Annotated in this window: 11 protein-coding genes; 3 read left to right on the forward strand and 8 right to left on the reverse strand. The window is 74.5% G+C overall.

The genetic code is table 11. From position 1 onward, the window contains the following. Positions 1 to 5 precede the first annotated feature (5 nt). From MOV08_RS36415 to MOV08_RS36445, 7 genes are all read right to left on the reverse strand, one after another. Complete coding sequence (locus MOV08_RS36415; protein WP_275310453.1) at positions 6 to 986, reverse strand: hypothetical protein; 981 nt, start codon at positions 984 to 986, stop codon at positions 6 to 8. Continuing rightward, the gene (locus tag MOV08_RS36420; RefSeq protein ID WP_039642349.1) at positions 983 to 2,053 is read right to left on the reverse strand and encodes a trypsin-like serine peptidase; all 1,071 of its coding nucleotides are present in this window, start codon (positions 2,051 to 2,053) and stop codon (positions 983 to 985) included. The genes MOV08_RS36415 and MOV08_RS36420 overlap by 4 nt, the downstream gene beginning before the upstream one ends. Positions 2,054 to 2,102: 49 nt before the next feature. After that, positions 2,103 to 3,260: a trypsin-like peptidase domain-containing protein gene (locus MOV08_RS36425; RefSeq protein ID WP_275310454.1), complete on the reverse strand. Its 1,158-nt coding sequence runs from the start codon at positions 3,258 to 3,260 to the stop codon at positions 2,103 to 2,105. Further along, positions 3,257 to 6,445, reverse strand: a complete 3,189-nt coding sequence (locus tag MOV08_RS36430) for an AAA family ATPase (RefSeq protein WP_275310455.1) — start codon at positions 6,443 to 6,445, stop codon at positions 3,257 to 3,259. Before MOV08_RS36430 ends, MOV08_RS36425 begins: the two co-directional genes overlap by 4 nt. After that, positions 6,426 to 7,538 carry a hypothetical protein gene (locus MOV08_RS36435; protein ID WP_039638541.1) on the reverse strand — a complete coding sequence of 371 codons (1,113 nt, stop codon included), beginning with the start codon at positions 7,536 to 7,538 and terminating at the stop codon, positions 6,426 to 6,428. Before MOV08_RS36435 ends, MOV08_RS36430 begins: the two co-directional genes overlap by 20 nt. A 125-nt stretch (positions 7,539 to 7,663) precedes the next feature. Next, positions 7,664 to 8,635 carry a thioesterase domain-containing protein gene (locus MOV08_RS36440; RefSeq protein WP_275310456.1) on the reverse strand — a complete coding sequence of 324 codons (972 nt, stop codon included), beginning with the start codon at positions 8,633 to 8,635 and terminating at the stop codon, positions 7,664 to 7,666. A gap of 168 nt (positions 8,636 to 8,803) precedes the next feature. Then, positions 8,804 to 8,992, reverse strand: a complete 189-nt coding sequence (locus MOV08_RS36445; RefSeq protein ID WP_039638543.1) for a DUF6381 family protein — start codon at positions 8,990 to 8,992, stop codon at positions 8,804 to 8,806. A gap of 251 nt (positions 8,993 to 9,243) precedes the next feature. On the opposite strand from MOV08_RS36445, the gene MOV08_RS36450 reads away from it, so the two are divergent. The 3 genes from MOV08_RS36450 (at position 9,244) to MOV08_RS36460 (ending at position 11,508) form a co-directional block, all read left to right on the forward strand. Continuing rightward, on the forward strand, positions 9,244 to 9,414 hold the full coding sequence (locus MOV08_RS36450) for a hypothetical protein (RefSeq protein WP_039638544.1): 171 nt from the start codon (positions 9,244 to 9,246) through the stop codon (positions 9,412 to 9,414). 10 nt (positions 9,415 to 9,424) lie between these two features. Next, entirely contained in the window at positions 9,425 to 10,222 is a 798-nt protein-coding gene (locus MOV08_RS36455) for a VOC family protein (RefSeq protein ID WP_039638545.1), read from the forward strand. Between the two features lie 329 nt (positions 10,223 to 10,551). Continuing rightward, on the forward strand, positions 10,552 to 11,508 hold the full coding sequence (locus MOV08_RS36460; protein ID WP_275310457.1) for a hypothetical protein: 957 nt from the start codon (positions 10,552 to 10,554) through the stop codon (positions 11,506 to 11,508). Positions 11,509 to 11,648: 140 nt separating this feature from the next. Here the strand turns inward: MOV08_RS36460 and MOV08_RS36465 are convergent, their stop codons facing one another. Further along, entirely contained in the window at positions 11,649 to 11,885 is a 237-nt protein-coding gene (locus MOV08_RS36465) for a hypothetical protein (protein ID WP_039638547.1), read from the reverse strand. Positions 11,886 to 11,923: the final 38 nt, after the last annotated feature.

Genomic DNA, 11,923 nt, shown 5'->3' on the forward strand with positions numbered 1-11,923 from the left:
GGGGTTCAGGTGCGGAAGCCCATGTGCACATGGTCCCGGTGGGTGGCGTCCGAGAAGAACTGGCCGGCCGTTCCGCCCGACAGGAGGAGCGGCCCGCCGACGTTGTAGGAGCCGGCGGCGGCCGCCGCGCGCATCACCGACTCCACCAGCTGCCGCGGTGTCGCCGGATCGACCACCGCATGCCCGTCGATCCGCCACACGTCGACCGCCCTGCCCCGCGGATGATCGCTGGGCCGGTCGGTGCCGAACACCTTCAGCGGATGCCCGGACCGCACCACGCTCACCGCCAGCCGGTGCTTCCGCGCCAGCTCCAGCAGCGCCTCCAGCACGCTGGTGTGCACCTCGCCGCTGCGCACGTCCGCGGCCGCCGCGGGCGGCAGTTCGATCGCCGGGCCCGCGGCCAGCACCCGCCGCGCCGCCTCGCCCGGCGCCGTCGCCGGAGCCCCGGGTGCCGCCGGGTGCAGCGCCGTCACCGTCCAGCGCGGGTGCGCCCGGCTCAGCCGGACGTCCACCGTCGTCCCGCCCGCCACCACGGTGCCGTCGGCCCGGCGCACCCACTGCCGGCACACCACCAGTACGCTCGCCGCATCCGCCAGGATCCCGCCGTACTGGGCGTCCACCACCTCCAGTGCCGCTTCTGTGCCGCCGGGCCGGAGCGGGCCCGCCTGGTCGACCAGCGCCGGCTCCAGGCCCAGCGCCCCGACCCGCGCCATCGCCGCGTCCCGCTCTCCGGACGGCCACGCCCCGATCGCCCGGACCAGTTCCACGGCCCGTGCCTTCACCTCGGGCTGCACGTCCCCCGGACTCGGCCGCCAGGCACCGACCGCGGGCAGCCGCGGAGCCGTCCGCGTCGCACCGGGCCGGGCCGCCGACGGTGCTTGCGCCGGCTCTCCGCCCGTACACCCGGCGACTCCCCACAGGACCGCGGGCGCCGCCTTGAGAAGGGCCCGCCGCGGGGGCCGTCCGCCGTCCCGGAGCAGGCTCATACGAAGTTCACCTCTCCCCGCGCCAGCAGCGGGTCCTCCACCAACTGCCACAGCGGCACCGCGTAGTTGCCCAGCCCGTACCGGCCGCCGAAGTGCAGGCCGAGGACACGGTGGTCGGTGAGGTCGATGACCGGGGAGCCGCTGTTGCCGCCCAGGGTGGAGCAGTCGTGGCGCATCACATCGCCCTCCGCCTCCAGCCCGGTGGTCATGCCCGGCTGGAGGCGCTTGACGTTGTAGACGTCCATGAAGATCCGGCGCATGGACTCCGGCTCGTTGCGACGGCCGTCCCAGGCCGGGTAGCCGACGCAGTACACCGGGTGCCCCGGCAGGTCCGCGGGCGCGTCCGCGGCGACCGCCAGGGGAGTGGGCAGCGCACTGCCGCCCAGGTACGGGGCGATCCGCAGCAGGGCCAGATCGACGTCCTCATGGATCCCCAGGACCTCGGTGACCTCGTACGACGGTCCGCCGTCCGCGGGCTCCTGGCCGGCCTCGTACTCCTCGCCGAGGTCCAGCGCGGCGCCCAGCCCCTGTTGGAAGGCCCAGCCCTCGCCCGCGCTCCGGGCGAACTCCACCGCCACATGGCGGTTGGTCATCACCGTCTCCGGCCCGACCAGGAACCCGGTGCCCAGCCAGTCCAGGCTGATGTGCCCGGAGACCTCCACCCGGCCGACCCGGGCCAGGGACTCCCGGATCGCCGCCCGATGGCCCTCCAGCACCGCCCAGTCGCCCTGTTGCGGCGCGAAGTCGTGGTGCTGGACGAGGATGGCCGGGCGCCCCTCCAGCAGGACGATCGCCTCCATCCCGAAGGACTCGTCGTCGCTGATCTCGTCGGCCCGCCCCTCGGCGAGCTTCTCCAGACCGCTGGCGCCGGCCGACAGCACCCGGGTGCGCTCCTGCCGGGCGTACTGCGAGATCTGCCCGGCCGGCGCTTCCGCCGCGGGCAGCTCCACGGCGGACTCGGGCTCCTCCCAGGACAGTTGGTCCCGCACCCGCGCCGCCACCGCGTGCAGATCGGAGAAGACCCGCTCGGGACCGGTCGCCACCGGTGATCGGCTCCGCTTGTCCATCTCGTCCTCCTCGGTCGGGTCGGCCGGGCCGTGGCGCCGGTCGGCCGGCTCAGCCCCGTCCGTCGCCCTGTGCCGCGGTGATCTCGGCGTGGACGTCCGGGGCATGGGTCTCCAGGTGGCGCAGCACGCTGGTCATTTGGGTGCCGACGTTGACGAACGCGGTCGTCCGCCCCTGGAACAGCACGTCCTCCACCCGCCGGGTCCCGCGGTGCAGCGCCACCACCCGCCAGTCGTCGGTGAGGACGGGGGAGCCGGAGGAACCGCCGCGGGTGTCGGTGAAGTAGCGCACGTCGTGCTCGTCCGTCTCGTAGACCAGGTTGTTGCGCAGCGCCACCCGCTTCGACTGGCCGCCGGGGTGCTGGATGATGTTCACCGCCACGTAGTCGCCGTCGGCGACCTCCAACGGGCGCCGGGCCAGCTTCAGCACCGGGCGGTCGGGCGGCGCGGACAGCCGCAGCACCGCATAGTCCAGGTCCGGGTCGGCGGCGACGAGTTCGGCGACCTCGACCTCCTCGGCCGCGGAGTCGGCGGTGTCGTCGAGGTAGTCGGATTCGCTGTCGTAGCCGAAGCGGGCGCGGGTGTGCCAGGCCTGGAGCCGCAGGTCCTCGGGGGCGGCCAGGGGGCGTTCCGCGCCGGTCCCGGTGCGGGCGTTGACCACGTGGTGATTGGTCATCAGCAGGGCGGGGGCGATCAGCCAGCCGGTGCCGGCGTGCGGGAAGCCGTTGGGCTGCAGCGGAGCGCCGTCCTGGTACGGCGGCACCTTGAGGCGGGCGACCGCGGTGCCGGCCAGGTCGCCGCCGCGCAGGAAGCCGATCGGGACGGTGTCGTCGCGGTGGACGATCTGCTCCTTGATCTCGGGCGCCGGGCGGTCGGCCAGGATGTCGGGTTCGCCGCCGGCGCGCCGGGCCACCTCGTCCAGGGCGCGCTGGAAGACCTTCAGCGGCTCGGCCTGGGTGGTCTGCGCCACCGCGTTGCGCAGCCAGATCTCCAGCGGGACCGAGCCGTCCACCAGCCGTTCCACCTGGTTCATCTGGGCCAGGTCGGACTGCAGTTGATGCATCGGGGCGGCCAGCATCGGCAGCGTGCCGCGGTATCTGGGCATGATCCCGTCGAAGAGCAGCGGGCGCACGCCGGGGTCGGTCAGCCCGCTCTCCAACGCCGCGTCCCGCAGCCGGAGGATCTCGTCCGGGGAGAGATAGGCGGTCATCGGCGCTCAGGCCCGGGTGGGCCGCTCCTTCCGTCCGGCCGGTGGCGCCCGGCCTGTGGTGTTGCTGCCCCGTCGGGCGCCGCGTCCGGCGTCGTACGGCCGTGGGTCCCGACGCCCATCGCCGCGGCGACCCCGGCGACGAGTTCGCCGCTGCGGTCGGGGACCGACAGCAGCCGGCGGGCCAGCGCGTTGAGGGTGCCGCGGTCGCGCGCCAGCCGCAGGATGCCGGTGATGCCGGTGGGGCGGGAGGGCGGGGCGGGGCGTGCCGGGGCCTCGGGGGCCGCCGTGGTGCCGGCGGTGGGCGTGCGCGGCCCGGCGGGCACGGGGCTCGGTGCCGGTGGACCCGGCGTCTGCGGCGCCGGCGTCGGCGCTTCGGACCGCGGCGGTGTCCCGGACGGCCCCGCGGCCTCGTCCAGGATCCCCATCACCGGCCCCAGCAGCGCCGGTTGCCGATGGGTCGCCCGGCGCATCGCGGCCCCCAGGGTGTCCAGCGTCGCGTCGTCGGTCGGCAGGCCCACCACGTCCAGGGCGTGCGACAGCGCCCCGGGGTCCTGGCCGTAGATCTGCGAGGCGACGGCGCGCACCAGCACCGGCTGATCGGCCAGTACCTTGTCCGGCAACTCCCGCAGCTGGGTGGCGAGTTGGCGGCCGGCCTGGGCGCCGGAGCGGGCGGTGTCGCGGGTGGCGGGCAGCCGGGCCCGGGCCAGCCGCACGCCCATCGCCTCAAGATCCTGCCCGAGGTCCACCGCGACGTCCTCGGCCACCCGCAACTGCCGGTCGGCGTTCGCCAGATCGCCGGCCTCCTCGGCCAGCCGGGCGCCGAACAGCAGCAGCTCCAGCCGCCGCTCGGCGCAACCGGCCCGCTCCGCCTGCCCGATGGCCTCCGCCACGCCCTTGCGGGCCTCGTCGCGCCGCCCGAGCCGGTTCTGGGCGTCCGCGCTCAGGGAGTGCAGCGGACTGCACGGCGTCCACGGCCGCCGCTGGCCCAGCCTGGCCAGCGCCGCGTCGGCGAACCCCTGCGCCAACAGGTCCTCCGCCTCGCGGGCCGCGATCCGCTCCCAGTCCTCCTGGTCGGCGGCGGCGGCCACCCGGTCGGGCGCGCCCTTGCCCAGGCGGGCCGTCAACAGCCCCGCGGCCCGCGGCGGCATGTCCTGCTGCGCCCCGGCCAGGAACCGCTCGACGCCGGGCAGCCAGCGCTCCTCCACCGACCGCGGGTCCTCGTCCAGCCGCAGCCGGTGGTAGATCTCCTCGGCGCGCGCCTCCAGCCCCTCGCGCGCCGCGTAGTGCGCCACCGCCCGCCGCTCGACCTCGCGCATCACCTCGCCACGGTCCCCGTCGGGCAGCCTCAGCATGATCGCGCGGACGTCGCGGCGGTAGCGCACCGCCTCCGGCCCGGCCGGCTCCACCATGTCCAGGCGGCTCAGCTCGGCGAACAGCCGGCGCGCCGCCCCCGCGTCCGCCACCGTCAGCCCGCACGGCCCGGCCAGCACGTCCTGGACGACCTCGGGAGTGATCACCCGCAGCACCAGCCCGGGGTGCGCGAGCCGCCGCACGTCCTCGTCGGCGATATGGCTGAGGATCCGGTCGTAGAGGGCGCCCTGGAGCAGCAGTCGGTCGACCCGGTGGAAGACCTCCGGCCCGCGCTCGGGCAGGCTGCGGATCAGCTCGCCGGTCTGCTCGGCCTCGCTGCCGGCGAGCGCGGCGGCCCGGGCGGCCAGCCGCAGGCTGAGCGGATGCCCGCCGACCCGCTCGGCCAGCGCCTCGGCCACATCGGCGTCGTGGACGCCCAGGGAGTGCAGCAGCGCCACGGCGGCCGGCCGGTCCAGCTCCCGCAGTTCGATCTCGGCCAGCGCCATGGTGCGGGCCGGGTGGCCGACCGGCGCCCGCCCGGAGATGATCATCCGGAACTTCGGATAGACGCTCTGCAGCGCGGTGCAGATCGCCCAGATCCGGCCCAGCACCGGGGAACCGCGGTACTGCGCCTCCTCGAAGGAGTCGACGGCCAGCACGAACGGCGGGTCCTGCTGGCCGGCCGCGGCCACCGCGCGCACCAGGACGTCGGCCACCCGCCGGATCAGACCGGTCTCCCGCTCGGTGGCCTGCAGCTGGAACGCCTCCGACGAACTGCGGCCCAGCACCCGGGTGGTGGCCAACTGGTGCAGCTGGGTGACCCGCTCCTGCTCCTCGCGCTGGGTGGCGGCCGCCTCCTGGCACTCGTCCGCCAGCGCCGCCAGCTCGGCGCCGAACTCCGGGTACTGCACGCCGAGTTGGCGGGCCGCCTCGGCGATCAGGGTGACCGGTTCCCGGATGGAGAGGGTGGGCCGCTCGAAGTCGATGTACGCGAACGGGAACGCCGACGGGCCCCCGCCCGGTCGTTCGTCCCCCGCCCCGGCCACCTGGCCCAGCAGGAACGTGGCCAGCAGCGTGCTCTTGCCCATCCCGCCCGGCCCGTGGATGACCAGCGGCGGTACGAAGGCCGGGCGGGCGTCGTCCCCGCCGGCCACCGGCGTCCCCTGGTCGGCTCCGGACCCGTGGACGTAGGCGTGCAGTTGGCGCAGTTCCCGGGAACGGCCGTGGAACGGCGTGGCCACCAGGCGGCGGAGCGGCTCCAGCAGCCTGGTCCGGTCCAGGGCGGCCTGGAGCTCGGCGGGGTCCGGGAGGCCGCCGACGCCGGGAATCCGGGAGAGCCACAGCACCGCCTGGAGGGTGTCGGCGAGTTCCTCGGCCGACCGGCGCGCCGGCCGGTCGGCCCTCGCGGGCAGCGTGCCCTGGAGGTAGGCCAGGCAGAGGGCTTCCGGGCCGCCGGGTGTGTCGGGGAACTGCTCGCGGTTGGCCTCCAGGGCCCGCAGGGCGGCCTCGGGCCCGGCCATGCCGTGCAACGCGTCCTCCCTGGCGTCGGGTTTGAGCACCCACGCGGTGCCCCCGCGGCGGTGCCCCAGGGTGGTGCAGTCGTCGAGCAGCGCCAGCACCGCACCGCCGCTCGGCCGGTCCTCACCGGGCAGCCGCAGCCGCCGCGGGTCGAAGCCGGCGAGCAGGCAGGCGGCCTCGCGATAGGCCCGGCGGTCGTCGGCGACCGCTGCGCGCGAGGGCTCCTCCGACCGCAGTGCGCGCCGCAGCCGGGCGGCGAACTCCTCGCGCAGCGGGGAGCGGGCCCGACGGCCGGGGTCAGAAGCTGCGGTAGACATCGATGGCCTTCTCCGTCGCCGTGCAGAGCCTGCGCATATAGCTCTCCCCGTCGTCGTCCTGCGCGGCGTGCAGCACCTCGGTGACCGCCTCCTCGACGAATCCGTCGATCTCCGCGGGGTCGGCGTCGTCCAGGCGGGCGGGCCGCGACTCGTGGAAGAGCTGGTCGAAGAAGCGGCGCAGGTCGTCCGGTTCGACGATCCGGGCGGTGTCCCAGCACAGGCTGCTCTGCACGTCGTTGGGGAGTTTGGGCATGGCGCGGCCGTAGCCGAGCAGCACCAGCCGCGGCGCCCGGTCGCCGTGGACGGCGGCGTGCTCGTAGATCGCCAGCGCCAGCTGGCCGATGAGGTCCCAGACGTCGGAGTGCGGATCGAGCTTGTCGCACTCGTCGAGCACCAGCCAGAAGTGCAGGTCGGAGGAGGTGGCCAGGCCGACCACCCAGTGCACCGCGTCGTCCAGCGACAGCAGCGGATCGTTGAGCGCGGAGGACGGGAACGGCTGCGCCCCGGCCTGCGGATCGGTGACGAACCCGGCCAGCCGCTGTAGCACCTGCCGCGGGGTGGAGGTGCGGGACAGGGTGACCCGGGCCGGCCGGAATCCCCGGTGCTGCCCGACGTGGCACAGGAAGTGATAGGTGTACGACCGCCCGCTGTCCGGTTCGCCGTCCACCAGCAGCACCGACTTCTCCGGGTCGACGACGAAGCGGCGCAGGGTCTCCCGCAGGTCCTCGCGGTCGATGAACGCCTCGGTGCCGCCCTTGAGGACGCGGGTGCCGAAGGGGTCCTGCGTGGCGTGGATCCGGGCGTCCTCGCGCAGGCGGTGCAGGAACTCCGTCGCCTCGCCGATCTCCGGGCGGACCCGGATCTCCTCGATGGTGGTGACCACCTCGATGAGCTTCACCTGCCGCTGGATGTCCCGGCGCGAGGCGGACACCAGCACCCGGGCGTTGTGGGAGCAGATGTTGCTCAGGGGGAGCGCCGCGATGAACTCCTCGTCGAAGTACGGGGCGAGCCGGGTGTACGGGTCGACGGCGTTGAGCAGATACCTCTCCAGCCACGTCGTGACGGATTCCCACTCGGTCTCGCGCAACGGCATGCCCGCACCTACCCGGCCGGCCCGTGGGCAGGGACGTCGGCCCGCCCCCGTCCTTCCTCCTCTTTGTCATGCTTACATCCGCTCTGCCCCTGTGCAAGGTGCGGCCCGGCGCCGGAAATCCCAGCTCAGGCGGGCTGACCGAAGAGGCGCTGCACCGGCTCCCGGACCGCCGCCTGGGCCAGGTACTGGCTGATCCCGTGGTGGTTCCCGCTGTTGTTGGTGACCAGCGCGTCGGTGATCCGCTCCGGCGGGCCGTACTCCGGCCGCAGGGTGTGCCCGAGCGCCACCAGGTCCCGCAGGTCCGACACATTGCGCCAGGCCCGCACCCCCGCCGGCACCGCGGGCGGCCGCGCCAACTGGTCCCGCACCTCGGTGATCGCCAGCGGCGACCCCAGCGTGACCAACAGCGCCACCTCCCGCTCGCGCTCCCGCAGCACCTCGTAGGCGGCCACCGACCCCAGGCTGTGGCCGACGACCACCACGGGCCCCGCGCCCGGCGGCGGCAGCGCGTCCTCGATGACCTGCCGGATCGCCGGCCCCCGGTCGCCGAAGAAGTACGCATGGACGTCCCTGAACGTGCGCCGGACCAGCTCCCGGAACAGCGCGGTCCGCAGCGGCCTGGGCAGCGGCAGCACCTCCAGCGGCAGCGCCCCGTCGTCCTCGGCGCCCTCATGGCCGCCGGTCTCCGCCGCGCCCAGCGTCTCCGCGAGGTAGGTCATCTCGCGCAGCCAGCCGACCAGCGCGCCCTCCGCCGCCTCCGCCGGGGTCTCGACGGCCCGGCTCTCCGGCGCCGGGGCCCCGGCCTCCCGCCGGGCCTCCTGGACGGTGCGCGCCACGAACTCCTCCGGCGAGTCGAACACCCCGGCCCCCGCCGCGGCCACCGACTCGGTCTCCGTCACCGGACCGCCGTCCAGCGCGTCCACCCGGAAATCCGGCAGGGGCCGCTCGTACTGGAGCGCGGCCCAGTACGCCATGCGGGACGCGTCCGCCATGTCCCGGCCGAAGAGTGCCTGGTCCCACTGCGACTTGAGCAGTCCCGAGCGGACCTTGTTCCCGTTCCCGTGCACATAGACCACGGTGGGCCGCGTGCGGTGCATTCCGCCTCCTGCCGCCGTTCCTCCGCCGCACCTCCTTCCCGGGGACGCGGACGGCGCACCGGCACCCGGCCGTAAGCCACTCGAACAGCCGGGCGCGCGGCGCGCGGCGGTGCGGCCCGGCAGCCGGCGTCCCGAAGTGCTCAACTCCCTTGATCGCAGGGCGAAGGGTCACTGCGAGGGGTAGATGTCACCGCTCCGCATCGCGCTCTCCTGCTCGCTCCGGCTCTGCAGCCGGCGGGACTTCTCCTGGAGCCGCTGCCGCTCCTTGGGATCGCTGGTGCGCTCCGCGGCCTCGGCCAGCTCCTGAGCCTTCTCCCGCATGTGCTGAAGGCGTTCGCGTGTCTCTTCCGATCCCATGACCCGTCCCTCTCGTCCGGTGCCGATACCCGGCAGCCCGGTGACGCGCGGTGACCGGCGTCCGTCCGGGGAAGCCGCTGCTACCAGCGAATCAGGGCCCGCCGCCGTCGGCACCTCGAAACGTCACGCTGCGCCGCTGACCAGGCACGGAAGCGTTCTCGGGCCCGGGGGCCCGGACCCGAGAGAGGGCGACCGCGGAAGCGCATAATGGTGGCCAGGTAGGGAACCAGCCTGTCCGGAGGTGGATCCCGATGGCCCCTCTCCTCCTCGTCCTGCTGCTCGTGCTGCTCCTGGCGGGCGCCGGTCTCGTTATGAGAGTGCTCTGGCTCGTCGCCCTCGCCCTCGTCGCCGTCCTGCTGATCGGCTTCCTCTTCCGCACGTCGGCCCCGCGTGGCACACGGGGCCGCCGCCAGCCCTGGTAGGCGGATTCCGATGCCCGCGACCAAAGCCCGCAACACCACCGCCGCCATCGGCGGCGCCCCGTGCTGGGTGAGCCTGGCGACCCACGACCTGAAGGGCGCACAGGACTTCTACGGGGAGGTCCTGGGCTGGACCTTCCGCCCCGGCACGCTGGGCGGCGACTTCTCCATCGCACTGGCCCACGGCCAGCCGGTCGCCGGGATCGGCACGCTGGCGCCCGAGTGGCACGTCGCCGTCGCCTGGACGCCGTACTTCGCGGTGGAGAGCGCGAACGACACCGCCGCCCGGATCCGCGAGCGCGGCGCCACGCTCGCCGTCGGCCCGCTCGAACTGGGCAAGGGGCGCGGCGCGCTCGCCGCCGACCGGGACGGTGCGGTGTTCGGCCTCTGGGAGGGCCAGACGCTCTCCTGGGCGGTGGGGCAGGGCGCGGCGCCGATGTGCCTGGAACTGCGCACCCGTGACGCCTTCGAGGCGGCGATCTTCTACGGCGAGGTCTTCGGCTGGGCCCCCGACCGGCCCGGCGGCTGCGACATCACCTACGAGCACGACGAGGTCATGGTGCGCGACATGGCGGGGCGCACCGTGGCCGCGCTGCGCGGCGGCGCCGTCGAGGCGGCCCCCGACCCGCACGTCCGCCCCCGCTGGCACGTGTACTTCCCGGTGCACGACATCGAACAGGTCACCGCGGCCGCGGTCGCCGCGGGCGGTTTCGCGCTGCCGGTGACGCCGATGGTGGACGACAGCGGCTGCGAGGCCGTGATCCGGGATCCGCAGGGCGGACTGTTCACCGTCGCCACCGCGCAGGACTGATCCCGCCGGGCCGACACGCCCGGTCGTCCTCCCGTCCCGCGGCGTGTCTCCACCAGATGGCCCGCCAGCATTGGCGCCCGCGGCCAAGAGGGACGTTGGCTGAACCAGAGCAGGCACAACCAGTCAGCACAACGCCCGATGAGCGCCGGCGCCTCCGGTGCGGACGCTCTCACCTCGTTCAGTGGAGTCCCTACATGTCACCTGAACCAGCTCCTCGTGGGGGCCAATCCGATCCGTCCCCGACAGACCACGGCGAACACATTCCGTCCAGCAGCCAGGAGAACGTCTCGTTCCGCACCCTTGTGTGGACGGCGGCCACCACGAGACCGGTGGAGGAAGTCGCCGCCCTCGTGGAACTGCTCAAGCGCAGTGGTGACGACCCCAATCCGGGCGACGAAGCCCTGCGGGTGGCGGCGATGACCCGCCCGGTGAGCGAGCTCGGGCCGCTGCTCGCGATGCTTGGTCAGACCCCGCACACCGCGGAGGCGAGTTATGAGGCGCTGCGTGCGGCGGCGGTGGGTCGATCCGTCGACGAGGTCGTCCAGCTGATCAGGCTGTTCGACCGGGGCCAGGAGGGCCACATCCCCGTCACGGGGGTGTCGGACGGCGACGCCTACTCCGACGGCCATGCCGACACCGCGACCATGGGCACCACGGGTCCGCCCGCCTACAACGACCCCTACGCCGACCCCTACCCCGATCCCTACGGCCAGCAGGCGCCCGACGGCTACCCGGCCGGCGCCCACGGCGAACCGGCGATGCGGGACGGTGCCCCGCCGGAGCCCCCGCCGCGGCCCCAGCGCGCCCCGTGGCCGTCGGCCACCGCGGCACACGGTGGCCGGGACTGGCCGGCGGGCGAGACGCCCGCCCAGGCCGCTCACGCGGTCGGCGGCGTCCTGCGGTCGGTCCTGCGCTGGCCCGCCGCGGCGGCCCTGGCCCTGTGCGGGCTGAGCCACCTGCCGGTGGGGCCGGTGGAGACCAACGGCGGCTCGTCGGACGCCATCTCGCTGACCATCGCGGTGGTGTACCTGCTGCTGGCCGGCTGCCTGGCGGTGCGCGACACGGCGGCCATCTGGACCGCCAGCGCCGCCGCCGCGGTCACCGTGATCATCCTGCACGCGCTGTCCCGGGCCGGCGTCCTGGTCCCGCTGCGCAGCAGCCTGGGCGACGCCACGATCTGGCCGGAGCTGCTGGCGGTCGGGCTCGCGATCGTGAGCGCCGGACTCGCCGGTGCCGCGCTGCTCCTGCGCCCGCGCAGGGTGACTCCCGCGACGGCCGGTGTGTGAGCGGCGAGCGGGGTGCGGCGGCCGTCCTTCGGTGACGGCCGCCGCACGCATGTCCGGGCCGGCGCCCCTCGCTGATATGACGCTGCGTCATATCACCTTCCGTGGCACGCCGAGCCGCACCGAGCGACCACCGCGCGGCGTCACGCCACGCTGTCGGCCAGCTCGGTGACCCCACGGGTCCGCGCGCAGTGCGCGCAGCAGAAGTAGCGGCCACTGGCCTCCAGCCCGTGCCCCAGGATCCGGCACTGGCAGTTCTCGCAGGTCGGTGCGAGCAGATGCGCGGCGCATTCCACGCAGTCGAAGGAGTGCACCTCGCCGTCGATGCGCACCTCGAATCCCCGCGGGTAGTCGTTCCCGCAGACCTCGCAGACCGTCATGGTGATCCCTCCATCCCGCGGTTCCGTCGACGGCGCCG

The sequence above is a fragment of the Streptomyces yunnanensis genome, assembly GCF_029011865.1.
GTDB lineage: Bacteria > Actinomycetota > Actinomycetes > Streptomycetales > Streptomycetaceae > Streptomyces > Streptomyces yunnanensis.

Excerpts from the sequence above, each read along its gene's own strand:
- MOV08_RS36440 (WP_275310456.1), bottom strand. The coding sequence starts at position 8,635 with ATGCACCGCACGCGGCCCACCGTGGTCTATGTGCACGGGAACGGGAAC.
- MOV08_RS36425 (WP_275310454.1), bottom strand. The coding sequence starts at position 3,260 with ATGACCGCCTATCTCTCCCCGGACGAGATCCTCCGGCTGCGGGACGCG.
- MOV08_RS36450 (WP_039638544.1), top strand. The coding sequence starts at position 9,244 with ATGGCCCCTCTCCTCCTCGTCCTGCTGCTCGTGCTGCTCCTGGCGGGC.
- MOV08_RS36420 (WP_039642349.1), bottom strand. The coding sequence starts at position 2,053 with ATGGACAAGCGGAGCCGATCACCGGTGGCGACCGGTCCCGAGCGGGTC.
- MOV08_RS36445 (WP_039638543.1), bottom strand. The coding sequence starts at position 8,992 with ATGGGATCGGAAGAGACACGCGAACGCCTTCAGCACATGCGGGAGAAG.
- MOV08_RS36430 (WP_275310455.1), bottom strand. The coding sequence starts at position 6,445 with ATGTCTACCGCAGCTTCTGACCCCGGCCGTCGGGCCCGCTCCCCGCTG.
- MOV08_RS36455 (WP_039638545.1), top strand. The coding sequence starts at position 9,425 with ATGCCCGCGACCAAAGCCCGCAACACCACCGCCGCCATCGGCGGCGCC.
- MOV08_RS36435 (WP_039638541.1), bottom strand. The coding sequence starts at position 7,538 with ATGCCGTTGCGCGAGACCGAGTGGGAATCCGTCACGACGTGGCTGGAG.
- MOV08_RS36465 (WP_039638547.1), bottom strand. The coding sequence starts at position 11,885 with ATGACGGTCTGCGAGGTCTGCGGGAACGACTACCCGCGGGGATTCGAG.
- MOV08_RS36415 (WP_275310453.1), bottom strand. The coding sequence starts at position 986 with ATGAGCCTGCTCCGGGACGGCGGACGGCCCCCGCGGCGGGCCCTTCTC.